This is a genomic window from Burkholderia sp. AU33545 (assembly GCF_020419685.1).
Lineage (GTDB): Bacteria > Pseudomonadota > Gammaproteobacteria > Burkholderiales > Burkholderiaceae > Burkholderia > Burkholderia diffusa.
Genome location: NZ_JAIZRQ010000015.1, coordinates 1 through 24,388 on the forward strand (window position 1 = coordinate 1; position 24,388 = coordinate 24,388).

15 protein-coding genes and 6 pseudogenes are annotated in these 24,388 nt (G+C 60.1%); 8 read left to right on the plus strand and 13 right to left on the minus strand.

Annotation, left to right across the window (positions count from 1 at the left end; translation table 11 throughout):
• Nucleotides 1-216 precede the first annotated feature (216 nt).
• Complete coding sequence (locus tag LGM71_RS32970; protein WP_226118687.1) at nucleotides 217-1,734, minus strand: alginate lyase family protein; 1,518 nt, start codon at nucleotides 1,732-1,734, stop codon at nucleotides 217-219.
• Between the two features lie 143 nt (nucleotides 1,735-1,877).
• Here LGM71_RS32970 and LGM71_RS32975 point away from each other — a divergent pair.
• A pseudogene (locus LGM71_RS32975) lies at nucleotides 1,878-2,066 on the plus strand (integrase core domain-containing protein); the annotation flags it as partial.
• A gap of 55 nt (nucleotides 2,067-2,121) precedes the next feature.
• A pseudogene (locus LGM71_RS32980) lies at nucleotides 2,122-2,211 on the plus strand (IS5/IS1182 family transposase); the annotation flags it as partial.
• A 60-nt stretch (nucleotides 2,212-2,271) separates the two neighbouring features.
• Here LGM71_RS32980 and LGM71_RS32985 read toward each other — a convergent pair.
• The 4 genes from LGM71_RS32985 to LGM71_RS33000 form a co-directional block, all read right to left on the minus strand.
• On the minus strand, nucleotides 2,272-3,288 hold the full coding sequence (locus LGM71_RS32985) for a fimbrial protein (RefSeq protein WP_226118689.1): 1,017 nt from the start codon (nucleotides 3,286-3,288) through the stop codon (nucleotides 2,272-2,274).
• 70 nt (nucleotides 3,289-3,358) lie between these two features.
• A complete protein-coding gene (locus LGM71_RS32990) occupies nucleotides 3,359-5,956 on the minus strand; it encodes a fimbria/pilus outer membrane usher protein (protein ID WP_226118691.1) in 2,598 nt (865 codons plus the stop codon).
• 197 nt (nucleotides 5,957-6,153) lie between these two features.
• Nucleotides 6,154-6,894: a molecular chaperone gene (locus LGM71_RS32995; protein WP_226118693.1), complete on the minus strand. Its 741-nt coding sequence runs from the start codon at nucleotides 6,892-6,894 to the stop codon at nucleotides 6,154-6,156.
• A 112-nt stretch (nucleotides 6,895-7,006) separates the two neighbouring features.
• Complete coding sequence (locus tag LGM71_RS33000) at nucleotides 7,007-7,555, minus strand: fimbrial protein (RefSeq protein ID WP_226118695.1); 549 nt, start codon at nucleotides 7,553-7,555, stop codon at nucleotides 7,007-7,009.
• Between the two features lie 392 nt (nucleotides 7,556-7,947).
• Here LGM71_RS33000 and LGM71_RS33005 point away from each other — a divergent pair.
• Nucleotides 7,948-8,247, plus strand: a pseudogene (locus LGM71_RS33005) (transposase); the annotation flags it as partial.
• A 143-nt stretch (nucleotides 8,248-8,390) separates the two neighbouring features.
• Nucleotides 8,391-9,514 (plus strand): IS3-like element ISBvi7 family transposase gene (locus tag LGM71_RS33010; protein ID WP_226118697.1). Its coding sequence is split into 2 segments (ribosomal slippage): nucleotides 8,391-8,652 and nucleotides 8,652-9,514, totalling 1,125 coding nucleotides; the frame shifts between segments, so codons are not numbered across the junction.
• Nucleotides 9,515-9,836: 322 nt separating this feature from the next.
• Here LGM71_RS33010 and LGM71_RS33015 read toward each other — a convergent pair.
• Together LGM71_RS33015 and LGM71_RS33020 are read right to left on the minus strand one after the other, a co-directional pair.
• The gene (locus LGM71_RS33015) at nucleotides 9,837-12,806 is read right to left on the minus strand and encodes an ATP-binding protein (protein ID WP_226118701.1); all 2,970 of its coding nucleotides are present in this window, start codon (nucleotides 12,804-12,806) and stop codon (nucleotides 9,837-9,839) included.
• 56 nt (nucleotides 12,807-12,862) lie between these two features.
• Nucleotides 12,863-13,525 (minus strand): response regulator, encoded by a 663-nt coding sequence (locus LGM71_RS33020; protein ID WP_226118712.1) that lies wholly within the window; start codon nucleotides 13,523-13,525, stop codon nucleotides 12,863-12,865.
• A 134-nt stretch (nucleotides 13,526-13,659) separates the two neighbouring features.
• On the opposite strand from LGM71_RS33020, the pseudogene LGM71_RS33025 reads away from it, so the two are divergent.
• From LGM71_RS33025 to LGM71_RS33035, 3 genes and pseudogenes are all read left to right on the plus strand, one after another.
• Nucleotides 13,660-13,836: pseudogene (locus LGM71_RS33025) on the plus strand (transposase); the annotation flags it as partial.
• A 46-nt stretch (nucleotides 13,837-13,882) separates the two neighbouring features.
• The gene (locus tag LGM71_RS33030; RefSeq protein WP_226118702.1) at nucleotides 13,883-14,905 is read left to right on the plus strand and encodes an IS110 family transposase; all 1,023 of its coding nucleotides are present in this window, start codon (nucleotides 13,883-13,885) and stop codon (nucleotides 14,903-14,905) included.
• Nucleotides 14,906-15,187: 282 nt separating this feature from the next.
• Nucleotides 15,188-15,795 (plus strand): annotated as a pseudogene (locus LGM71_RS33035) (DDE-type integrase/transposase/recombinase); the annotation flags it as partial.
• 119 nt (nucleotides 15,796-15,914) lie between these two features.
• Here LGM71_RS33035 and LGM71_RS33040 read toward each other — a convergent pair.
• The 5 genes from LGM71_RS33040 to LGM71_RS33060 all read right to left on the minus strand — a co-directional run bounded on the left by LGM71_RS33040 (nucleotide 15,915) and on the right by LGM71_RS33060 (nucleotide 22,195).
• Nucleotides 15,915-17,078 (minus strand): CfaE/CblD family pilus tip adhesin, encoded by a 1,164-nt coding sequence (locus tag LGM71_RS33040; RefSeq protein WP_226118703.1) that lies wholly within the window; start codon nucleotides 17,076-17,078, stop codon nucleotides 15,915-15,917.
• 74 nt (nucleotides 17,079-17,152) lie between these two features.
• Entirely contained in the window at nucleotides 17,153-19,855 is a 2,703-nt protein-coding gene (cblC, locus tag LGM71_RS33045; RefSeq protein ID WP_226118705.1) for a cable pilus usher protein CblC, read from the minus strand.
• 82 nt (nucleotides 19,856-19,937) lie between these two features.
• Complete coding sequence (cblA, locus tag LGM71_RS33050; RefSeq protein WP_226118707.1) at nucleotides 19,938-20,438, minus strand: cable pilus major pilin CblA; 501 nt, start codon at nucleotides 20,436-20,438, stop codon at nucleotides 19,938-19,940.
• 9 nt (nucleotides 20,439-20,447) lie between these two features.
• Complete coding sequence (locus LGM71_RS33055; RefSeq protein ID WP_319000409.1) at nucleotides 20,448-21,203, minus strand: fimbrial protein; 756 nt, start codon at nucleotides 21,201-21,203, stop codon at nucleotides 20,448-20,450.
• A 314-nt stretch (nucleotides 21,204-21,517) separates the two neighbouring features.
• Nucleotides 21,518-22,195: a response regulator transcription factor gene (locus LGM71_RS33060; protein ID WP_226118710.1), complete on the minus strand. Its 678-nt coding sequence runs from the start codon at nucleotides 22,193-22,195 to the stop codon at nucleotides 21,518-21,520.
• 575 nt (nucleotides 22,196-22,770) lie between these two features.
• On the opposite strand from LGM71_RS33060, the pseudogene LGM71_RS33065 reads away from it, so the two are divergent.
• A pseudogene (locus LGM71_RS33065) lies at nucleotides 22,771-23,651 on the plus strand (hypothetical protein); the annotation flags it as partial.
• A gap of 72 nt (nucleotides 23,652-23,723) precedes the next feature.
• Here the strand turns inward: LGM71_RS33065 and LGM71_RS33070 are convergent.
• Entirely contained in the window at nucleotides 23,724-24,224 is a 501-nt protein-coding gene (locus LGM71_RS33070; RefSeq protein WP_226118711.1) for a hypothetical protein, read from the minus strand.
• Nucleotides 24,225-24,388 lie beyond the last annotated feature (164 nt).

The window sequence follows — 24,388 nt, forward strand, 5'->3', positions numbered from 1 at the left end:
CATCGAACTGCTGCGCCAGCTCGGCCAGCGTGCGCTCGCCCTTGACCGCTGCCAGCGCCACCTTCGCTTTGAACGCCGCTGAGTGCGTGCGTCGGGTTCTCTTCGTCATTTCCTCGGTTCCTTTGCCGGCATTATCGCTGGCTCAGGCCCCGGCCGTTCCACTTATCTGGCTGTCCGATTTTGCGAGGCCACCTCTGTCTGGATCGGTAAGATCAGCTACGGGTTGCTGAAATGCGTGAGCGTCTCCCAATTCATGAAATAGCTCGCCCCCGCAGGCCGATTGGCGGACAGGTACTTATTCATCTGCGGCAAGCTCAGCCCCCAACGATTCACCAGATTGTTATAGGCAAGTTCTCCCGTGGCTACAGAGCTGCCGAGCGAGATTTTCCCGGAGCAAAGCCAGGTCGGTACTGATGCACCATTCAGATACGTGGCGTTGAATTCGAGGCCCGCCTGCAGGCGAGACGTATTGGGCGTGCCCAGTGTACTTTCGGAGGAGACGTTGAAGCCCTGCAAAAAGGCGGTCTCCGCGCCATTTGCAAGAGCGGCAAAACCCCATCGAACGTGCCCCAGATCGCGGCAGGTTTCCTGGCTCAGCCCGTTAACGAGCGGGCTTTGGTTGTACCACAGCGTCCCGAGGTTCGAGGCGGTACGGTTGGCGGTTGACCAATTGATCGGTGGCACCGGCGTCGGCCCATCATTGGTCATGTAGATGTACGCTGGGAGCGTATTCCGCCACATCCAGATTCCGCGAAGGAAGGTTTGGGCATCATCGTTGAACACGCCTATATTGATCGACGCCGCGGCACTGGAACTGTTCAGGTTCCCGCCGTAGTATCCGAACGACCTGCCCGGCGTGACAAGCGGCACATACCAAGTGGCCAGGAAATTCTTGAAGGTGCTGATATCCGATGCAGCCCATACGCTGTTCCCATTCGCATCAACATACGTGTATCGGATGATCTCTGCCGCCCGTGGCCAGACGTCGCCCGTCCACGAAGCAACATTCATGGCGTTGCTACCACTGAAACCGCCGGCAAACGTGGATGCCCACGCATTCATGATCTTGATAGCGTTGTCGGCATAAACCGTATTGCGCGTGATATACCAAAGCAGTGCCTGTGTGTATGCCGCTTGAGAATCGCTAATGAGCGCGTCTGTCTGCGTGCTGTTGCCAGTATCGACCGAGGTTTGAGGCGAAGGCGTGTAAGTTAGCGCCCCGAGCTGGCTCCTGCTGGCATTGACGAACGCGCTTTGCCATGGGGAATAGCTCGCATTCACGTTCGACGCCATCGACTGAAGGTGGGAGGTGTCCAACAGGATGCCAGGATGGGTGAAGCTAACGCCCGAGCGTACGTCCAGCTGCACGGTGGCCGTCTGTACGTTGTTACCGCTGACGCCGGTGATCGTCAGCGGATAAACGCCCGCCGGCGTCGTTCCGCTGGTATTCACGGTGAGAACGGAGACCGCCCATGCTCCGCTGACCAATCGGGGAGAAAATGAAGCCGTAGCACCCGTGGGAAGACCAGACACGCTGAGCTGCACGGAACCAGAAAACCCGTTTGAGCCGACGTTAACCGCTGTGTACGTGGTACTACCGCCCTGCAAGATCGTGCCCGTGCTGGGCCACCCATTGATCGCAAAGCTCGAGGATTGGGCGAACGCGTTTGTGACGGCGAGAAGCATCAAAGTTAGCGCGGCGATGATCGATGTAATACCCATTCGAAGCGACATTACTAGTTTCCCGGTCATGAGTTGCAGAATCGGCCCGCACCCACTGGTGCAGACCTTCATTTGCGGACTACGTACCGCAGATATAAGAATTGGAGGTCACCAAGAACCAATAAACAGATTCAGCCAAATATGGATGGCAACTGGAATGCCTCAATGCACACTGGTTCTTGTCGCTCGAGGACGCCAGACGCAAAATCGAGGTCTGGCGCGAGTACTATAACGAGGCGCGTCCTCACTCTGCGCTGCAGCGGATGACACCGGCGGAATTCGCCCGCCAGTGCACCGATCGGGCCGATTTGGCCCGCCCCGAAGAGCCGGAATTTTCCAACTAAGACCGGGACGGAAATTGGGCCAGCCTCACTCAACCACAGATAACCACGTGCCTTTCGTTTCGAGCGCCGCGCTGACATTCACGGCGCGTTCCTCAAACTCGGTTGTTACCTGATCTGCTGCAATACCCTCCGGCGCACCTCGTAGCGTCTTTGAAACCGTTTCTTAGCGTTGTGGCCACGCGAGCAATCGTAAATTGACGCGCACCTACTGGTAACTGAACGTAAATGTCGCCCGTGCGTTGGCGCTGCCCGGCGAAACGGTTGCCCCAGTTTGTACATAGCGCGCGCTCAACGGAATCGTCAGATTCGCTTGGCCCTGCGCGATATTTCCTGCATACCATTGATTCGTGTTGCCGACGGCAGTGGAATCTGGTCCGAAGCCCAGTGGCGCGCCGTCCTTCATGATTTGGACGCCGATCCCAGACGCGGTCGAGTCCTTCGACAGGGATAGCGTCGTCGAGCTATTGGCTGACGCTGTCGCATCGGTGAGTGTCACGTAAGCGTTAGTTGACGTTCCGGCCTTCCCACCCGAGCAAGTTAGCGCGATGTTGAATGGGCGCTGGACCGATGTCGTACCGACGCCCTTAAACGACGATGCGAGAACCGCGCCCATCGGCACAATCACGTCCGGTGTCGCAACCTTGCAGGTCGGCACCTGGGGTTGGATGATGACAGGGGACGCGAACCTTGTGTCAAGCATGAGTTGTCCGTCCGCGCTGCCTGCGCGATCCTGCATAATAGAACCGCTCAGCGTACCACCAGCCGTGATGTCGCCAGTCTTGATAAGTTCGAGTTTCAAACTGAAACTTTCAGAGAACACGCTGTTGGCAAAACTGACTGATGTTTTATATGGAAATACGTGACCGGCATTAGTGAGCCTTATTCCTATATTTTTTACTGAAGTCGGATAGATGTTTCCGTTCGGCGTGCCGCTTCCTATCAACCAATGGGCCATAGTCGGCTGGCAAATGGCGCTCGCACCAGACAGCCTATTATTAGTAATTTGTCGACTGGTAAGTGTCGCCGAATAAATTACACCACCAATTGGAACCGAATTAGGATCAAACGGAGGAGGGTTGAATCCCGACATTGTCGCAGTGTAGTAGCTCAATCCATCGTTGGTATCTACTTTGCAAACCGACCATGCCGAAGCTGGCAGAATCGCAAAAATGCACGCCACGCCAATTAGCAGTTTCGTTGATAGAGTCTCGTATGCTTTCAAATTTCCCTCTCTATATCTTAAGTATCTTCGAATCGCAGCTTCCGCCACACATTGGGCACAATGGGAAGTCTCACCGAGCCGCGCCCCGCGACACCACTGAGGTCTTGCATACACCCTTGAACTGTTGGTAGCCGTTTGATCGATCGCCCTTCTTCCGTACCGGGAGTTCATAGGCGATCTGACAGATCGAGTTGCTGTCGTCGTCCCATTTCACAGTCAACGCTCCTTTCTCGTTCAGGCCACGCGCAATGATTTTGCTTGCCTGGCCCACTACGCCGATATCTTTGCCATTCTCGTCGAATACCGCCGCGCCGAACGGCAGCGGCGTCCCGTCGCTACGTCGGGCCTGTATCAATGCGGAGCGGCCGGTGTCAGTCGCGAACTCCAGGAGCGGCACCGCCCCGGCCAGTGGTGCGACCTGCTGGCTGGTTTCCTTTAGCTCGACGTCGGTTGACAGACCTTTCGGATCGAGTTCGATCGTATTCAGGGTGTACGGTGTCAGATAAGGCACGATTGCATAACCACGTTCGTCCACCCGCACACCCGACGCGTTCGTGACACGTGCGCCATCCGCGCCAGGCGCCTTGATGATCCCGAACGTTTCCGACAACGGTTGTGACAGCGTGACACCCCCAGGATGGACGACGATGGCACCGCGCGCACCGAGCGACGCTTGCTGGTTGCCTGCATTTCCCCCGACGCTTGCGCTCAGTTCGGCAAACGAGCCGCGATATGTCGCTGCGGCGCTTCCATTGGTGGTCGAATTGTTCTGACCAAACGATCGATCCGCGGTTAGGCTGTACGACAACTGGTTGTCCACGCCTAGTGAACCGGACAATGTGGACTGGAACTGAGTATTCCCATCCGTATCGTGGGTGATGTTCCCCGACAACGTCATAGGTCGAACCTTGTCAAGCGGGATTGAGACGCTCGCGTAAACCAATGTGCTCATCCGGCCTCCGATGCTGCGCTGCCGGGTGGCCGAGAGGTTGTACGTAATATTGCGGAAGCTGTTGCTGTAGCCTGCGGAGTAGTTGATGTCCGACCCCGACCTATTCCAGTAATCGGCGGCCGACGCAGTTATGCTGAGTTGGCCGCGCTTGTCACCCAGCTGCTGGCCGAGCGTCAGCGATGCGCGGTTCCGCTGGTGCCAGACGTTCGAGATCGTGCCATATTCGCGCGCAGCATCCCGTGCGAGCATCGCATCGTTTAGACCAAAAAAGCCACTCGTCGAATAGCGGTACGCCGCAAGTGCAACATCCGTTCCGGTCGCCTGCAACGACTCGGAGTAGCTTACTCGCATGCTCGAACCGTTGAAGCGCTTCATTCCCGGAATCGCAGTGCTCGCCTGCGTGATGTCGGCACCGAATGCACCGATACCTGTATTAAAAGCGGCACCGAGCATTACCGATGCATAGCCTTGCGCGATCGTGACGCCGCCGTACCCGGTCACCAAGTTGGTCAGGCCGCGCTGCCAGGTAGCCTGTGCGAACAACGGATTGCTCGAACTCCCCTCCGTGCGCAAGGCACCCGCGACAAAGCTGTAGCGATTGATACCGGGGCGCAGTGACAGAGGAACCGCTGCATAGGGAATCGAGAACGAGTGGACCGAACCGTCCGCCTCGGTCACATAGACCTTCAGGTCGCCACCGTATCCAGTCGGATACAGGTCGTTTATCTCGAACGCACCAGACGCGACGGTGGTTTCGTAGAGTGTGACACCGTTTTGCTTGATCGTTACCTTTGCGTTGCTATTCGCAACGCCGCGGACAACCGGCGCGTAGCCGCGGAGCGACTCAGGCAACATCCTGTCGTCGCTGGACAGCCGAACGCCACGAAACTGGATCGAATCGAACAGCTCGCCCGACGTAAACGTCTCACCGACGACAAGTTGCGATGACAGCGATGGCAGGTCTCGCTGCACATAGGTCGAGATATCCTGATACTGACTGCGGCCGCGCGCATCCCACGTGTATGTACCGTCGTGTCGGAAATGCCAATTTCCGAGGTTGAAGCCGGTATTTAGACCAACATAGCCTTGCGTCTGTGCCTGAGTGCCGCGCGACTTGAACGTATAGAGATTGGCGTTGTAGCCGATCATCGCGACCGGGACGCCGGCACTCCACTGATCGGGCGGCACGTAGCCGCGCGCAGTGCGTTTCAGCGAGGCCTGCGGGATGCTGAGCGTCATCCGTTGTTCGGTGAAATCGAAGGCCCCACTCGCCTCCGGCACAACCTGCTCTATGCGCAGGCACGCATGGTCGATAACAATCTGCTTAACGACTTCGGCGGGCAACTTCGTGAAGTCGAAACCGATGCGCCGCAACAGTTGTTCGTCGAAACAAGCTTGCGCATCCGCCATTCCGGGGGCGGCATTGAAGGGCACGTCAACACGGCCGATCCAGTCCTGACCGACGTAGAGGTCGATGTTGTATGTGCCCGGCGAAACGGCGTTGCCGCGCCGAAACCGCGAAAGGTCGACTTGCTGCGAACTGCCGCTACTGAGAAAGCCGCTGTCGAAGTCGACCTGCGCCATGTTGAGCGCGGCAACGCCGTGCGCGTTCGCGTCACCTTGCCACACACCGAGGGACGACGCCACGAGCACGCACAGCTGCCTTAGGCGCAACCCATCGCTGACATCCCTATGCAGGCGCGTGGTCGCGGTCATTCCCGAATACTCCTTCGTTGAGATCGAATGCCGAAAGCGGCAAAAAGTAAGTGACAAAGCACATCCAAGCCCCACAAGCGGCGAGGCATATCCAGTTGGAAAAGCGAATGCAGAGGTGGCACGCTCGGCCGGAGCTGCATGGCCGGGTGCGAATACAGCGGTAGTGACCGTATTGCGCTGTCCGTTCGCGCGACTCGCTATTCGTGAAGGGAGAGAGGCTTATGCCCGTCGTGGCTAGCGCCCCAATCGTCGATGGTGGAATATTCAATCGTGGCGTCAGCTGAGGGAGCCGACGTCAGGCCATCCAGCGGAAACAATTGCGTACTGCCTGGCAGGACAAAACCCATTCGTGCATCGTATTTCCGGTCGCCCGACATAAGTGCAACGCTGCCGTAGTTCACGACATAGGCCGTCGGGTTGGTCGCCTTCAACGCGAATTTGCCCTTTTCTCGCACCGCCTCCCACCTCACCTGCGTGTGCGCGGCGGCGGCGCTGCCCGGCAATTCATCGGGGCGGAACATTACCTTGATACGCGAACGAAAGGCCACCTGGACCTTGTTGCCATCGTTGCTCGCGGTTGCCTTCGGAGGAATTTCGAGCACGTTGAGCCAGAACAGGCTTTCCCTGTCCATCGGCAACGGCTCTTTCGTGTAGATCAGGCGCAATGTCTGTCCCTTGCCGGGTTCCATTCGGAACATTGTCGGAGTCAGCGTGAATGGCACATCAATATTGTCCGGCGATTCTCTTTCGTTGCCCTTGTCGAGCCAGGACTGGATAAGTACGGGTTTCTTACCTTCGTTTGTTATCTTAATCGTCACTTCACGTTCATGAGCCGGGAAAATTACGCGGGTTCCCGAGATCACGACACTGGCGTGTGCGTGTGCGGCAAGCACCGCGCCAATCAAGGCAAATGCCTTAAGCGTTTTCAGTATGTTCATGGCGTGTGGGAATCGATGACAATTACTGGATTCGACGCGCCCTGCGACAAAAAACGAAGGTCAGCGGGCGAGTCCACAAGGAGGCCTTTCGATGAAAGACCTCCGTAATGCCTTATTGGTAGGTCAGCGAGTACTGAACCTTCGAGTTCGCGGCACCCGCCGTCACAGCGCCGGTCGCGTAGTACTCGGCAAAATAGTTAAGCGTCGCGCTGCCGTCGTTGCCAATCGCGACCATCTGGGAACCTTGATCGCCTTGGAAGCCGACCTTGATCGGCTGTTGCTGATCGTTCAGGACATTGATCTGCACATTGGAGGCTGCCGGCGCGGCTTCCGAGCCAGCATTCAGCTTAAGCCTGCCCGTGGTGAGATCAACGTTTGCGCCCGCTTCGAACGCCACGCCGACCTTGGTCGGACTACCGTTCCCGGTTGTACAGTTCGTCAGCGCCAGCGTGAACGGGGTACGGCCTGCCACTGTGCCAGGCGAGGCGAGCGCAGTAGTAGCGACGGTGGGCAAATTCACTGTCACGTCACCTTGGCCACCGTTGATTGTGCAGGTCGAGGCGACCACGCTGCCGTTGATCGTGATCGTGCCATCGGAAGCATAGGCCGCTGACGCCGCAGCGATGCCAATGGAGGCGAGCATCATGGAGAGGATTTTCATGCGCGTTGCAATTTTCATAGTTGAATTTCTGAGCGGACAAATTGATTTTACGAAGCACATTTCCGCCCGCGGTTTTCGTTGTGCCGTTATGCACGACACCACGAATCGCGGGGTTCCGACACCCCGTGCTTTTGAAATATAAGGACTCGTACTTCATGCGATTCCTATATTTACCTTTCTTGAAAAGGCCCGCACATTATCGTGATCGCGACGATCTATATCTATGAGACTTGTCTTGACTATCGACCTACCTCCATAAGGCAATCTCATATCTAACCAGCTTTGACATTTCACTTGAAGCTTTAGAGACGGTTTGAAAAAGGCTGTTTGGTGCTGTTAACTTGTGCGGCGAGCTGTTAGCCTCAGGCATCGGAACAACCGAGGCCGAGGAGATGGGCAAGCCGATCATCGACGATGAATTGTGGACACTGATCGAGCCGTTACTGCCGCCAGCCAAGCCGCGGCGCGAGAAGAATCCGGGCCGCCTGCCTGTTTCGAATCGCACCGCGCTGACTGGCCTCCTGTTCGTTCTCTAGACGGGACTGCGCTGGCGCGACCTGCCCGCCGAGATGGGGTGCGGCTCGGGCGTGACGTGTTGGCGACGGCTACGCGATTGGCAGGCAGCAGGCGTGTGGGACCGCTTGCACGAACTGCAGCTGGCGAAGCTGCGAGCAGCGGACCAGATCGACTTCTAGCGAGCCGCTGTCGATTCATCATCGATTCGCGCCGTTGGGGCGGGCCAAGAACTGGGCCAAACCTGAGCGGCCCCCAGTAAACAGTGCCATGATGTAAGCGAGTTTTCGGCGGACTTTTTCAGTATGAAAGGAGCCGTACGATGAAACGCAAGCGCTTCAGTGTCGAGCAGATTGTGGCGGTGTTGAAACAGGCCGAAGCAGGCATGCCGGTAGCGGAACTGACTCGTCACGTGGGCATTTCGGAGCAAACCTTCTATCGCTGGAAGAAGGTGTATGCCGGTTTGCAGACGGACCAGGTGCGACAGTTCAAGCAGCTTCAAGACGAGAACGCCCAACTGAAGAAGGTGGTCGCGGAGCTGACGTTGGACAAGGCGATGCTGACCGACGTATTGAAAAAAAAGTGGTGAAGTCCTCGCCAAGGCGCCACGTCGTGGATTATCTAAAGTCCGCCTATGGAGTAGCAGAGCGGCGTGCCTGCCGCCTGGTGGCCATATCGCGCTCGGTGTACCAGTATCGCAGCCACCGCGACCCGCAGACTGCATTGCGGCAGCGCATGTGTGAAATCGCGGCGACGCGGGTGCGCTATGGTTACCGCAAGATACGCGTGCTGCTGCTACGGGAGGGCTATCAGGTCAGCAAAAATCGGCTGTACCGTCTGTATCGTGAGGAAGGGCTGTCGCTGCGCTACAGACCAAATCGCAAGCGACGTGCGCAGATGAGCCGCCCGGCACGTGCAAAGTCGACGGCGGCAAATCAGGCGTGGAGCTTGGACTTCGTCGCCGACCAGCTTTCGAACGGCCAGAGGTTCCGCGCGCTGACCATCATCGACGTCTTTACGCGCGAAGCACTAGCCATCGATGTTGGTCAGCGATTGAGCGCTTCAGATGTCGTGCGTGCACTGGATGAACTGAGGAGCAAACGCGGAGCGCCCCGCACGCTGTTTTGTGACAACGGCTCGGAATTTACGAGTCAGGTGATGGACCTGTGGGCTTACCATCACAAGGTTGAGATTGCCTTCAGCCGGCCCGGCAAGCCAACGGATAACGCATTCGTAGAGTCGTTCAACGGCACGCTACGCGATGAATGCCTGAACGTGCACTGGTTCACATCGCTGGCCGATGCCAGGGAGCAGATTGAACGATGGCGGGTCGAATACAACGAGAGTCGGCCTCACAGGGCTCTCGGTGAAGTGCCGCCTGCCGAATACGTCCGTCAGTTGGGCCTGCAGGCCCAACTGACGGACCAACAGAACGCCGAAGACTAACATTGCCTTTGGCACTGAAAACCGGGACCGTTCAAAGACGAACTTTACTAGACTCCGGCTGGCCCTGTTTGTAGGGGGCAGGTCATTCCTCTCTGGAACGGACTCTACACCATCACCGTACTAAACGCGGGGAGCGCGTCAACGGCGATCGATCGTTTGCATAGGTATCGAACGACATAGAACGTAAGCAGCTCTGCCACGGGTGGGGATACCTCAAGTACTGCAGAGCTCCCATTGATCCGCAGTGCATATAGTAAGCTTTCCTCCCTGAGGCGATACCCTGCCACATTCGTTAGGTGCAGAGGCGCGCCAAATAGTGTCCTCAGGGGGCCGGCACGTCGTCCGCCCTCAGTGCGTCGAGCGTATCGGTAAACTCGGCATGCAGCGCGGGCCACAATTCGGCGAACACGTCGAGGCCCTCGTCGCGCACAACCTGTTGCAACCCGTTGGACAGCTCCGCGAGAACGCCGTGCCCGACCGCCAGGAAGCCACCACTCAGCGCATGCAGCTCGCGCGCGACCGTCTCCGTATCGCGTCCGGCCAGCGCGCGATCGATCGACTCGAATGACGCCAGCGTAACCCGACGCATCGCAGCCACCACGGTTTTCGGCATCGTGAACCGATCGCCAGCAGCACTCTCAAATCCGCCGCCAACTTGTACGCGAAGCGCGCGCGCCAGTGCCTGCATCAACACGGGCTTCGGCAGCAGCGCACGTATTCCGACATCCATGCAGCGCTTTTTGTCGCCCGGCCCCGCATGCGCCGTCATCGCTATGATGGGCAATTGCGCGTCGCGTTCACGAATCGCGGCCGCGAGTCTCCAGCCGTCCGTGTCGGGCAAACCGAGATCGGTCAGCACCACGTCGAAGCGGCCTCCAGCGAGCGATGCCAACGCCTGCCCGCCGCTTTCGACGATCGTCGCATCAGTGCCCAGCTCGCGGAGCTGGTCTGCGAGCAGAAGTTGGCTCGCCGAATGATCCTCGACGGCAAGCACGCGCAACGGCACGTCGCCGTCCCCCGTGAGCGGGGCCGGGTCGAGCGGATCGTGGTCCGCATCGCCATGGAGATCGCAGGCCACCACGTCGTCGGTCATCGGCAACGGGATGCGAACGCAGAACTCGCTACCCTCGCCCGGCGTACTGCGCACCGCAATTTCGCCCCCCATCGCCGCGACGAGCCTCCGGCAAAGTGCAAGACCAATGCCCGTGCCGCCATATTGCCGACGGATCGAGTCGTCGGCCTGCTGGTAAAGTTCGAAGATCGCCGACTGCGCCGACAATGGGATACCGATCCCCGTATCGATTACTCGTATTTCGACGACATCGCGGCCGCCCGCGCAAAGCGTCACGCTGCCCGTCTCCGTAAACTTGATCGCATTGCCGATCAGATTCGCGACGACCTGGCGGATCCGGATCGGATCGCCGGTCCGGTAACGCTCCATGTCCGGGGCGATATCACAACCGAGGCGCAGCCCCCTCGCCGTTGCTAGGGGCCGGAACGATTCTGCGACTTCGCCCAGCAGTGTCGCGCAATCGAACGGCACCGCATCGATGCGCAGTTGCCCGGCCTCGACTTTCGAAAGGTCCAGCACGTCGTTGAGGATATGCAGCAGCGCAGACGAGGACGAATCCACAATCTGCAGGCGTCTGCGCTGCGTATCGGCAAGCGGGCCGCGCTTCATCAGTTCAAGATTACCTATCACCGCATTGAGCGGCGTGCGGATTTCGTGGCTCATCGTCGCGAGGAAAACCGACTTTGCCCGGTTCGCCTGGTCAGCCGCTTGTTGGGCTTCGACGAGCGACTGCTCGGCCAGCTTGCGCGCGGTGATGTCGTTGACGGTCGCGAGCAATACATTCGCTCCGCGATATCTGACGCGCGCGACGTTGACGAGCAGATGCGTCTCATCAGCGCCGCCCGTCACATCCGTGAGGGCGACCTCGTAGCCCGCAATCGCTCGCCGCCGCGCCGGCGACTGCGCATCGTGCGATTGCATGAACGTTCGCCAGATCCGCAGCGACAGCGGCTCGCCAGCCACGCCGGTCTCGTAGCGAGCCATCGCTTGGTTGCGCAGCAGAACCGCGCCATCCCCCTCGCCGAGCAGCGAAAGACCGATCGGTGCCGCGCGGATCAGCGTGCGGTTGAGCTGCTCGCTTTCCTTTAGCCGCGCGGCGCTGCGGTAGGCCGGCGCGAGAATGCGCCGGTTGACCAGCACGATCCCGCACCACAGCAACGCCAGACCAAGCAGCGCCACACCGGCAATCTTGAACAGGCGGGCCTCGACGCCACGCAACATGGTCTGTATCGAATAGACGTAGACCAGCGCCCAGTGCGTCCCCGGAATAGCATCGCGGATCACGAAACGCCCGTCGCGAAACAGGTGCTCGATGTCTTTCACGTAATCGCCGGACGGTGCCTGCGCGAGGCGCGTCACGTCGGCGTGCCCTGCCGCCGACAGGATGATATTCCCGGCGCGATCGACGATCGCGAATGCACCACCATGCGAATCGTCGTCAAGATCGTTCATAAGGCGTTCGGGAGGTAGCGTCTGGACGATCAGCACGATTGGCCTGCCACGGCCATCGAACGCCCAGGATGCAATGCGCAGCCGCTGCTCCCCCGTGATGACACCCGCGCGCGGTGGCATCCAGAGTACGCCATCGGGCACATGCGCCGGGTAAGCTGCCGCTGCGCGCACCATTGCCGCAACGTCTGGCCACGCCTGCGGCAGCTGCAACGGCAGTTGCGCAGCCTGCGCCGGCGGCAGCGCCGAACGGGACGTGACGTACAGCGACAATGTGACGAAGCGACCGTCGGCACCGATCATGTACACGGCGTTCGTCAGCGGTTGCGTTCTCATCATCCACCTGCTGCTCTCGAACACCCGTTCGCTCAACGCGAGCAACGGCCCATAATCGCTCGCGTGATGCGCGGGATCGACGATGGCCTTCAATGCATAGGCACGGTTCAATTCGTACTCATCGTGCATCAGCAAGCCGCGTTGCTCGGCAAACGCTCGCTCGATCTGTGGAGTCGGGCGCGCGCGCTCGTTCCATCCACCTTGCACCGTTGCCACTTGTTGCTTCAGCACCGCGCTGTTTTCCGACATGCGCACCAGCAGTTGCGACTTGACTGTGAGGAAGTGCGCGCGCAGCGCGGCCTGATAATCGCCGAATTCGCTACGCGCAACCGCGCCTGCGCACGCCAGCATGAAAATGCCGAGCACCGCCCCGCCGCCGTACAGCAGCCGGCGCTGATACCCGCGCATCCAGTGCGGATCGAATTGTCTGCGCATCGCAGGACGATTCGGACGGTACAACCATTCGCGGAGCCCGGGCATTCCGGTGTGGCTCAGTCGGTCGACCGACGATCGTCGCTTTCCGACGAATCGAGCGTGCCCTCGTACTTGATCAGGTCGGCATCGCGCGTGATGCCGAGCTTGCGCATAGCGGCTAGTTTCTGTGCGCTGATGGTCTTCTTGCTTCGACGGAGCCTGTCAGCGATTTCGGTAACCTTATAGCCTTCGCGGAACAGCCGGACGATCTCCGACTCCCGTTTCGTTAGTGTGGCCACGGCGCCGGTAGCCGTGTGTTCGAGAAGCGACGCGATCGTCGGCGACAAATAGTGGCCGTTCGAGTAAGCAGCGTGCACGGCGGCGACCATGTGCGAGATCGCGTCGGATTTGCTTGCAATGCAGTGGACGCCGAGTTGCTGCAGCGCGCGAAAGACCGCGGCGGAATTGAGCATAGTCACCGTCACGATTCGCAATTGCGGGTGGCGTCGCATCAGGAAAGCGATCAGCGACTGGCCGTCGCCAAATTGCCCGACCGGCATCACGTAGTCGAGCACGAGCACGTCACACGACGTCGCGTCCAGCCGGTCGATCAGTGCGGTTGTGTCCGACACGACAGCGACGACTTCGATCGTCGGCATACCTGTCAATCCCTGTGCGATGCCATACCCCGACACCGGATGGTCGTCCGCGACAATTACTCGAACCGAAAATTCGTCCATCTTGCAGCCGCGTTCAGGAATGAGGCGCGCGTTCACGCCATATTGGGTTGATTCGAGATGTATTACTCAAGCAGTATATCTCAATAACTTTCCTTACCCCGGAACGGTGACGATGTAGAGTCCGCTCCAGAGAGGTCGCGCGCCAGCACGGCGTGAACCCGAACCAGTTGTTCAATTGGCCAAAGCTGTACCGGGACGGGAGTCTGTCGGCGGTCAAGGCTGGAGAGGAAGTGGTCCCGGCATCGGAGCTTGCCGACGCACCCAAACAGATCCGCGAGCTGCAGCGGATGCTCGGCAAAAATGGTATGGACGCCTCCTCATCGCTTAATGAGGCGTCGTTCAACCAGGAGAACGCAAATGGAACCGACAGTCGTAGGCGTCGACATCGCCAAGCGGGTCTTCCAACTGCACTGGATCGCTGCGGGCACCGGCGAGGTGTTCGACAAGCAACTACGCCGCAGCGATTTTCTCGAGCACTTCGCCAATCGCGAGCCCCGTCTCATTGGCATGGAGGCATGCGGCGGCTCACAGAACTGGGCACGCCGTCTCACGGAGCCCGGCCACCAGGTCAAATTGATGCCAGGCAAACTGGTCAAAGCGTTCGTGACAGGAAACAAAGACGATGTCGCCGACGCTCGCGCAATCTGGGCGGCAGCACGACATCCAGGCGTGAAAACCGTCCCGGTGAAGACCGAGGCCCAGCAAGCGGTTCTGGCGCTGCATGGTATTCGACAGCAACTTGTTATATTTCGGCGCTCTCAATCTAACTGTCTGAGAGGCTTGCTCGGCGAGTACGGAGAGGTCATGGGCGTCGGACGCGCAGCAATGAATCGCGCTATGCCCGACCTGCTGCTACGCATCGAATTGCGTCTGCCGCGGGTCTTGATCGATTCCCTGCGGGAACAATGGCAACGCCTTGTCGATATCGACAAACAGATTACCCTCATCGAGCAGCGACTCCGCGCGTGGCTGCATGAAAACCCAGCCTGTAGAACGATTGCCGAAATCCCCGGCGTTGGGTTTCTGACCGCTACTGCTGCCGTGGCATCGATGGGCGATCCCAAAGCGTTTCGGTCCGGCCGAGAATTCGCGGCATGGCTGGGCCTCGTTCCCGCGCAGTTCGGAACTGGCGTCAAGGTCCGGCTGCTCGGCATCAGCAAGAGAGGTGACCGATATCTGCGTACGCTGATGATTCACGGTGCACGCAGTGTGTTGGCAAACGAAAAAGATCCCGGTCTATGGATTGACCAGATCAGAAAGCGGCAGCCGCCGAATGTCGTGATCGTTGCGTTGGCCAACAAAATGGCACGAACGATTTGGGCAGTGCTTGCACACGAGAGGCAGTACGAGAAGGCCCACGTCAGCGTCAAGCCGGCATGACTGGCCGCACCGCGTAGAAGATCAACGTTTTTAGGGGAAGAACCGTCGAGAGGTTGCGCGGGCGTTTTGCATGTGATGACGAACCAGGTAGGACCGTGACTCGCCAAGCCTGAACTGGTCGTAGAGTCTTGAGCTCGTCGGAGGAATGAGGCACGAGTCAGCGGATTTCATCGGGGCCCGCAGAGGCAGTACCGGCTGCAAAAAGGCCAGATATAGAGCTGCAACCCATCCTGTCCGTCAACGCACAAGAAAACCTGCACAAACGGGAGACGTTCATATAGACGACCAGTGAAGCTGGTTTGTGAAGTTCTCGGCGTGTCGCGCTCGAACGTATCGGCACGACTGTCGCGTCCGACGACGTGGCGCGATGGCCGTCAATCGCGGCAGACCGACGATGTGAGCGTGGTTGAGGAAATCCGCCGGGTCGTCGGCGATTTGCCCAGCTACGGCTATCGCCGGGCTTGGGGCTCGCTGCGCAATGAACGCATTGCTGCCGGACTTGGTGCCGTTCAATGCGAAGGGCGTCTATCGCATCATGCGAACTCATGGTCTGATGATGCAACGTCGTCCAACTCCGCCTCGGCCGCAACGTCGGCACGATGGCAAAGTTGCCGTGGCGCGCAGCAACCAGCGATGGTGTTCGGATGGCTTCGAGTTCCGCTGCGACAACGTCGAACCGTTGCGAGTGACGTTTGCGCTGGACTGCTGCGACCGCGAAGCGATGAGCTGGGCCGCTACGACAGCTGGCCACAGCGGCGACATCTGCGAGAGTGATGCTGGCTGCAGTGGAAAATCGGTTTGGCAACGAACTGCATACCGCGTCCGAAATCGAGTGGCTGAGCGACAACGGTTCGGGCTACACGGCCGATGGCACGCGCCGATTTGCTTTGCTCCGGGTCATGCATTGCAAAGTGCGCGTGCTCCCATGGAGGCGATAATGTTGGCGGCATTTCGATGTTCGACTTTGGTTTGCACGTTTCGCACGTAATATTTTGAGCGCAGGGCAAGCTTAGAGACTCGCCGACGACGGCGTGAAGGTGATCGTCAGCTTGTTGCTATATGTGCCCGGACGCTTCCACACTGACTGGAATGCCGGCGTCTCGAGTGTCAGCGGCGTTGGGGTGCAGACGACCGGCACCGAAATGCCCGGCAACGATACCGAGCGGCCGGCGCTGTTGTTCACCCCCTGGAGCCGCACCGTCTCGTTGTTCGGTAGCGCGATCTTCTTCCCTGCGTACGTCAGGCTCACGGTATAGTCGAGGCGCGATTCGTACGCGCCGCTCTTGTCGGATGCTAGCAGGACTGAATACTGGCCGTTGTCGCGGCGGTCAATCGTGAGACCGTCGCTCGCCGATACGTCGAACCACGTGCTCTGCGAGTTGTACCCATCATACAGGCACATGTCGACGTTCGAAGTGCCCGACATCCGGCTGCCGTTCGGCAGCTTCCGCAGCTTGAGGTCGACTGTGGGCGTCGTGCTCGTGAACTCCGGCAGATAAACCTGGATGTTGTTCTTGTCGGTGATGTTCAGCGTGATCGCCGCCCTGAAGATGCCGAGCGTCGGGGTCGCACTCGTGCTCCACTGTCTCAGGTTCAGCCGCAGATTCCCCTTCCACGTTCCGCCGGACGGGAGCTTCTTCAGCTCTGCGGCGGGAATCTTGACGAAGAGTGCACGCCCGTCCCACATGATGTCGTTGCAAGTCGCGACGGCGGCGGCCCGCGCCATTTCAATCGGCCTTCGGCCAGTCGACACGACCGTGGGGACGATGTTGCCGCTGCAATCCCGCTGACGTATGAATGCTTTTTCGCCCTGCAGGGTCAGCACAGCCGTCGCCCCGGTTTTCTCTTCCTTGAACGAAAGCTTGATGTCGGTCGACGTACCCGCCGTTTCCCATACCGGAGCGGTCGGACATGCACCGGTCGCCGTGTCAGTGGAAGATTGGCAAGTCCACGAATTACTCCCCCATTTTTCGGGGGCGCTCGAATCGTACCCCCCAGATGCCGCATCGAAGATCACGACGTCGCCCACCGGCATACCACGGTCGCGATCGGCTTGTGCCGTATCGTCACGCCCTGCCGGCTGCTGCATGACCGCTGATGCGTCGACCGACAGCACGCCCAGCATGGCCGCCAGGACGATTGCCCGGTGGCGAGTTCGATTGATATGAAGCATTTGAATGGCTGTTCCTTATGGTTTCGGAGTTGCGGGCGACAAGGCACTGCGCCTTCCGGCGCCCGCCCTGCGCGTCACTGCGACGAGTCGGCCACGCCCGAGGCCCGCTCCCGCATCGACATCACGTATCGATGCTCCAGCAGCTTGCGCACGCGGGCCTGCTTGCGCAGCGACTCCGGCAACGCATCCGGCCCGGCCACTTCGCAGCGCACCTTGCCCACCATCATCAGCACGTCCTGCTGACGCTTCACGTGCAGTGGGCACCGCATCAGCGTCGGACCATCCACGACGAACAGTTCGCTTTCCTTATTGTCCAGTTCAGCAATAAAACCGCCCTGACTGTCGATCAACGGCATCGCGCCGTTGAGAATCACGCCGTCCGACAGCGGCATGCCGCCTTTCGAGAATGCCTGGCCGACATAGGTGTAAGTCACCTTCGCGTCGACGTCTCGCAGCGCGAGCTGCCCCGGCACCATGAACAGCGTGCGCTTGCCGAGTCCCTCGGTCACGCTCGTCGCGCCCGCGGCCGCCTGCGCGCCGGCGTCGTTCACTTCGGTCGTCACGGGCGTGAAGGCGGACACCGGCAGCAGCGCGCGCTGACCGAACCCGACCTTGATCCGCGCGCTCGAATCGCTGCGCACCTCGGCCGCCATGCCGTTCGCATCGTCGCGCTTGCCAACCCTGACAGCGAATCCCGCGAGCGGATCCGACTGTGAAGCGGACGCGCCGAGGAATACGCCCTGTCGCGCCACCGCGAACGACGACGAATAGCTCGCCGTCACCGACGGATTGTTGCCGCCGCTGTCGCGGCTGTAGCTGTTCGCGACCGACCCGGCAACGTCGCCGTAGCGCCCCTTCCAGCGGCCTTGCGCGGTGCCCGTCAGGCTGTCGGTTCCGTATCCCGACAGGCCGAGCGCGAGTTCCCGGTAGGTGTCGCCCTGCCAGTTCCAGTTGCGGTCGAGCGTGTAGTTCGTCGTCGTACTGTTGCGATCCGTGCGCACGTCGACGCCCGCCGACGTGTAAGCGGACGCGCTCCCGGGTCGCATCGCGGGCTCCGCCATCGACAGCGTCACGCCGACATAGCCGCCGTACTCGCTGCGAGCACCGGTGTTGCGGTTCGCGTACGCGCCGATGCGCAGGTTCGCGCTGATCTTGCGCCACGTGACGGATCGCGACAGCGATGCCTGCAGCGCGCGCGACACCTGGTCTCCCTGACGGAACACGGGCGTTGACCATGGACGGTCCGGCGTGTCCGACTGCCAGTCCCGCGACCGCCCGACGCTCTTGTTGTACGTGTAGCCGAGCATTGCCGACCAGCTTCCGAGCGGAAACGACACGGTCGCGTTCAGCATGTCATAACAGCCAATGTCGCGATACGACACGGCCGGGCCATTGCACGCCGCGCCGCGCATCTGGTAGCGGTACACGCTCCACGACACGCCGTCGGCGAACGAAATCTGCTGCGTGTTGCCGCGCGAACCGTCGTTGCCGACGAAAAACGAACCGCCGGCGGAGAGCACGCCCAGCGGAAACGCATGGCGCCACTCCAGCGCCGTTTCGTTGTACACGTGCTGGCCGACAGTCGCGATGCCGCTCGTCAGCGCCATTTCCCGCAACAGCGGAATCCGCACACCGGCTGCCGCGGCCATGCCGTCGGGTGCATCCCGGTCGGACGGTCGGCCTGCCTGCGCGAACCATTGCGCGGTGCGCGAATTGATGCCGCCGCCGGTCTTCGTGAACGGCGTCGTCTGCGTGCGCACCTGCACGCCGTTCTCGAACACGCGCAGCGTCAGCGGATAGGTGCCTTCCGGAAAGCGCGACGTATCGAGTGCATTGACGCCGGCCTTCATGTAGATCGTACCCAGCAGCTCCTGCCCGCGATACGCATCGATACGCGAATCGCGCGGCAACAGCAGCGTGACCGGCGTGCCTTGCTGCGCGACTTCCGGATTCACATAGGCGAGCGTCGTGCCCACGCGCACGCCGTCGAGCGTGCCGACCGGCAGCATCGTGAACCCGAAGTTGCCGCCGAGCGCGCTCGCGAGGTTGCGGTTGTCCATCCGGCCGGCCTGCGCGTAGTGCTCGGTGCCGAGATCGTGACGGTAATAGAGATCCTGAAGCTGGACGTGGCTCTCCGATCCCCTCGAATAGCCCGTATGGGAAAAACTCCAGTTGCCGCCGATGAAGCTCTTCGGCGTGATGCCGAGCGCACCCGTGCCGGATACGGACACGCTTTCGTAGCCGCGCCCGCCCGACAGGTTGATCGTCTGCTGATGGATGAGCGCGTTTTCCGTCAGCGGCGACGGCTCGCGAAACCGCTGGTCGCGCGCTTCGGTGCTCACCCATTCGCGTGACAGGAACAGCTCGATGTTGCCGTCGCTTTCGTCGTAGATCACGGCCGCACTGTCCGTGTCGACGTACCCGCAGCCATTCACGCCCGCCTGCCCCGCGCAGGCGAGGTTGCCGTTGCGCGCCATCGGCTTCGACAGCGCGTCGCCGATCGTCGACATGTCCGCCACCGGCTTCACCTGCGAGCCGAGCGCCTGCAACACGCGCCCGGGATCGTCGAAACGCACCGTATCCAGCGTCACAAAGACGCGGAACAAGCCGAGCGACTTGCCGAGAAAACTGACGTTGACGCGTTCGTCGTGTCCCGCAATGATGTCCTCGAATCCCGGCGGCACGGCCGAAGCGGCCTGTGCGACGGACACGATGTCCGTCACGCACAGAACGCTCAGGCATGCGACGACGGTCTTCTTAAGATTAAATGGGATCATGCGGGAACACGGATTAATTGCTAAGGACTACTATTGAATAACTGGTGCGCCGTTCGGGCGCGCCAGTCGATACAACGAAGGCTTAGCTGCCCGATGCCGCACTCTGCGTGACGATCACGCTGACAAGCCCCTGGTAGCTGCCCGAAGCCGTGACGGCTGCGACGGTCTTCTGGCCGATCGACAGCGGCAGCACGTTAGAGCCCTGCGCCAGTTCGCCCGGGAACAGATCCGCGGTCTTCAGCGTCGCCGCCGTAGTGCTCAACTCGGTGTCGCCCAGCTTGACCGCAAGCGGGATTTCCGCCGCACCCGGGCTCGTCTGGTTCTTCAGCGACGGAGCGGTCGCGAGACGGATCTGCAAATCCTTCGCCTTGTCGTTCGTGAAGATCTTCGTGTTCACTACAGCGGCCTGCAGACCCGTGCCCGGCAGATATTGCATCTGCATGGTCGTCGGCAGTGTTGAGCCATCCGCCGACAGCATTTCGAGCGTCGTGTCCACGTTGGCGGTGACCGTAATGTCTTTCTGGACGGCGTAGGCCGACACCGACATCAGCGCCGCGGCAGCGATCGGAACGTATTTCAGCATGGGTTAGTCCTATTGATTAATTAAAGCAATGATAAGACCCGTTCGGGTCTGGTTATGCGCGCTCGGCGCGTTCATCGCGTCGACGGAATGCGAGGGCACAACCTTCTGCTGTACATCCGCCACTCCCTCAACTCGATATCGGATTCGCACATACGGTGCGGAATGCAGCCCTTCTAGCCTGTACTGCTGGTCCGGGTAGACGCTGCGGTCAAATTTCGTCCACTGGCAAGCAGCATCGTTCTTCTCGGACTGGCATGCACCAGCTTCGAGCAAACCGATGCGGACGTTGCCGGTATTCGTCAGCGTGCCATTCGACACGTCGAAATCAGGCACGGGGGTCTTCGGTAAAACACGAATGAGCGGTGCCCAGACGAGGCTGAAGTCCACCTTGCCGGACACATCACCCTTCACCTCGGAGTCGTCGTCGGATGGCGCCGCCACCGGCTGCAAGTAGACGCGATACAGCACCTCCTTCTGCGGCACGCCCAGCGGGATTACTCGCACGAGCCGCGTGCCACCCGCCGGCAACGCGAACTTGGCCGGCGAGATCACGATCGCGTCTTCGCCAGAGCTCATGCTGCTTTCTTCGCGCTCGTGGTCAGTCGCCGGATCGATCACGTGCTTCGCGATCACCTTCACGTACTGCGTCTGATCGGATTTAGAATAAATGCGCAACTCTGCAGCCAACCCGGTTGCCGCCCCGATCGACGCAGCCATCGGATAGACGAGCATATTCGCGCTGGCGACCGACGCGGCGACCGACATGGAGGCAGCAATCAGACATTTCGCATACGTACGGCGTTTCCATTCACCTATATTTTGCATTACGTATTAATTCAAGGTTTATCAGGCGGATTCACAGGCTTTCGCGGCGCGCCCGCATCTCCCGCGCTGCGAATCCGGCACGGCAAACGGAACACGTAGACTGCTCGACTGAGCGTTTTCACTGGCCCGAGGCGAGAGCCGCCGCTTCAGGACGGCCGGCTATCGCAACGCATTTCCCGATTAGAATTCCGTCCAGTCATTGGTTCTAGGGATATGAAGATCGAACATGGACCTCCGGCAGGTCAAAATCTGAATCACTGAAGTTTGAATCGGTTCGCGCTTCCGTCATCGATCAGATCAAGACACGTCGCACACCGGATCAGCTCGACGTCGCTTTCCACACCCAACTTCTTCATCGCGTTGATCCTCTGCGCACTGATCGTCTTCTTGCTTTTTTGCAATTTCTGTGCCATCTGCGTGATTGTCAACCCGGACAGATATAGCCGGATAACCTCAATCTCGCGTGGCGATAATGTCGACGCACGATTGTTTCCGTCGCTTTCGACAAATTCAAGCGAACGCTTGATCAAAGGCGACAAATAGTTCCCGCAACCGAAGCAAGAATGAATAGCAGTGACAATATGGCCAACGTCGTCGAACTTGCTGACGATGCACGCGACACCGCAATCGACAATCGATCGGATTATCACCGGATTCTCATGGGAGACCAGTGCAACAACCCCAACCTTCGAAAAGTTGCGCCGTAAATACCCGAGTAATGCGAGCCCTTCCATTTTCCCCTCGCCGCGCATCGCATAATCCACCAGAGCAACATCACACTGCATACGGGACAATGACTCGATTAGACAATCTGGGGTTCTGCATACCTTGACGAGTTCGATAGCGTTTGTATTTCTAGCGAGACACTCCATGCCCGCCAGAGTCAATGGCCTATCGTTGGCAAAGATTGTCCTTACTCCGAATTCTTTCATTATAAATGGACACCTACTCTCGAAGTACCGCGATTTACCTCGAACACTAAAACCTAGATTTCACGGTGGCGAACGAAAAAATAGATTACCTGAAGCATATTTTACAAATTGCTTCCGGATCTGAATATGGGACGAACGCTTGATCGCGAAGGCTCCGAATAGGAAAGGTCTTAGATTTGACAGAATCTGACAGTCCGACCTGACTCATCCCATCGACATGTACAAAAGTCTCCCCTCCCGCGTAGGCGAGAACAAACCGTCTTGGTGCGATGAGGTCGACGGAGCTTGTAAGCTTTCGGGGCGCCGCGTTACGCTCGGTTTTCTTGGGTGACCGCCTTGGCCCGGGAGCCCGTCGTGGACGGAACCGGATTTTTTGACCGGGATCCTCGCGACACACGCTTGAACAAGCGCGCTGGCCGTACTGGTAATCGTGGAGGAGACTTGGCTGGTCGTGGCTGCAGCATTTCGTGTGTCGAACGCCGACCCGCTTGCCGCCAGGTATCGACGACGGCGTAACCTCCTGGGTACCAGCGGACTGTCGGAGCGAAAATCGGTAGAACGGGAACGGGTACCATATCGACGTCGATTTCGAGCATCCGCGGCGCGAAGAGGTGATGCAGTACATCTACCGCAAGTACGGGCGCGATCGCGCTGCGCTGACGGCGGCCGTCACCACGTACAGGCCGCGCAGCGCGTTGCGCGAGGCCGGCAAGGCGCTAGGCGTCGATCCGGCGATCGTCGACCGCGTGGCGAAGCAACACCACTGGTTCGATTCACACGCGGACCTGCTGCAGCGTTTTGCAGAGGCCGGTCTGGATCCCGAGGCACCCCTCAATCAGCGGAGGGCAGGGTTCGCGGCCAGCTGCTCGGCTGGCCGGCCGCATCGAGCTCGCGCGCGCGGTGCGCCAGTTCGTCGACGTCGCGGATCTCGCGCGGCGGGCGCAGCTCGACCGGCACGACCTGCAGGTGCTCGCGCGCGCGAACGCGCTGCGCTCGCTCGCCGGCGGCAACCGGCGTGCCGCGCTCTGGCTGGCGGCCGCGGCCGTGCCCGATCGCGATCTCCTGCGCGGCACCGAGCGCGACGACGCGGTGCCGGCGCTGCCGCAGGCGTCCGAAGGCAAGGAGATCGTGACGGACTACAACGCCATGGGCTTCACGCTCGGCCGGCACCCGATTGCGCTGCTGCGCGATCGCCTGCAACCCGCCGACCAGTTGGTGACGCTGCGTAGCGGGCAGCTCGCTCGCCCATGCGGCCTGGCGACGGTGCGTCAACGCCCGGGCACGGCCAACGGCCTGCTGGAGAAGTTCCGGAGGGAGGGCGCTCGGCGCCGCGCTACTCGCCGTCTACGGCGTATGACAGGCAGAGGGAAAGGTCCGGCATCTGATTGCGAGCAAGCTCGTCGACAGGACCGAGTTGCTCTGTGCGCTGCCGACGACGTCGCGGGAGTTTTGCTGATTCTCCGGCTCGAGCGCGGACTACTTGCTACGTGTAAATGTCCTTCCGTTGTACCGGTTCCGGCGAAGTGGTTTAGTGCGGGGCCGCCGGTGCTGAATCAGTCGACGCCGGGTTGGCGGATGCCGGATGGCAGACTTGATTGACGGTTGTCGTTTCGAACCGAACCACGCCCTCTCGGGGTACAAATTGGGCGACCTGGCGGGCTGGGTCGAAAACCGCACATCCGGTGCTGGCGCACGTAATCGAAAAGCCAGCGTAGCGCATGGTCGCGCTACCGATCGCGCGTTCGATCAATACCGGCTTGTACTTTGGAACCGGCAACTGCGCCGGATCACACGACGTCATCGCCTGGCGCTGCTCCCGCGCAGCATCCACGCCATTCGACTCCGCGTATACCTGCAACAGGAGAAAGGCAATCACGCTAAACGCCGCCCCCATGGCGATCATCAACACGCGCGTGACACCGCGTTCAAGCCATTCAGGCAACGTGGATTTCGCCGCCGACCGCTTTTTTGCGGCGATTCCTTTCCGGTCCCGGCGCTGCTGCAGTTTGGTGGCGATCAGGCGATTCAACCCATAGACCGGCACAGAGGTGGCCTCACTCGTTCGAACAGTTTTCTGAGATTTTTAAGTGGAGCGGCCGAGGCAATCATGCTGCCGATTTGATCGCAGGCAGCGTCGCGAAGTATGCCTCATCCGGCGTCTGATCCGCCAGGCTCGAATGGGGCCTTTTCCAG

Bases quoted from the DNA above. Each gene is read 5' to 3' on its own strand.
- LGM71_RS32970 (WP_226118687.1), bottom strand. From the start codon at position 1,734: ATGTCGCTTCGAATGGGTATTACATCGATCATCGCCGCGCTAACTTTG.
- LGM71_RS32990 (WP_226118691.1), bottom strand. From the start codon at position 5,956: ATGACCGCGACCACGCGCCTGCATAGGGATGTCAGCGATGGGTTGCGC.
- LGM71_RS32995 (WP_226118693.1), bottom strand. From the start codon at position 6,894: ATGAACATACTGAAAACGCTTAAGGCATTTGCCTTGATTGGCGCGGTG.
- LGM71_RS33000 (WP_226118695.1), bottom strand. From the start codon at position 7,555: ATGAAAATCCTCTCCATGATGCTCGCCTCCATTGGCATCGCTGCGGCG.
- LGM71_RS33015 (WP_226118701.1), bottom strand. From the start codon at position 12,806: ATGCGCAGACAATTCGATCCGCACTGGATGCGCGGGTATCAGCGCCGG.
- LGM71_RS33020 (WP_226118712.1), bottom strand. From the start codon at position 13,525: ATGGACGAATTTTCGGTTCGAGTAATTGTCGCGGACGACCATCCGGTG.
- LGM71_RS33030 (WP_226118702.1), top strand. From the start codon at position 13,883: ATGGAACCGACAGTCGTAGGCGTCGACATCGCCAAGCGGGTCTTCCAA.
- LGM71_RS33040 (WP_226118703.1), bottom strand. From the start codon at position 17,078: ATGCTTCATATCAATCGAACTCGCCACCGGGCAATCGTCCTGGCGGCC.
- cblC (WP_226118705.1), bottom strand. From the start codon at position 19,855: ATGATCCCATTTAATCTTAAGAAGACCGTCGTCGCATGCCTGAGCGTT.
- cblA (WP_226118707.1), bottom strand. From the start codon at position 20,438: ATGCTGAAATACGTTCCGATCGCTGCCGCGGCGCTGATGTCGGTGTCG.
- LGM71_RS33055 (WP_319000409.1), bottom strand. From the start codon at position 21,203: ATGTCGGTCGCCGCGTCGGTCGCCAGCGCGAATATGCTCGTCTATCCG.
- LGM71_RS33060 (WP_226118710.1), bottom strand. From the start codon at position 22,195: ATGAAAGAATTCGGAGTAAGGACAATCTTTGCCAACGATAGGCCATTG.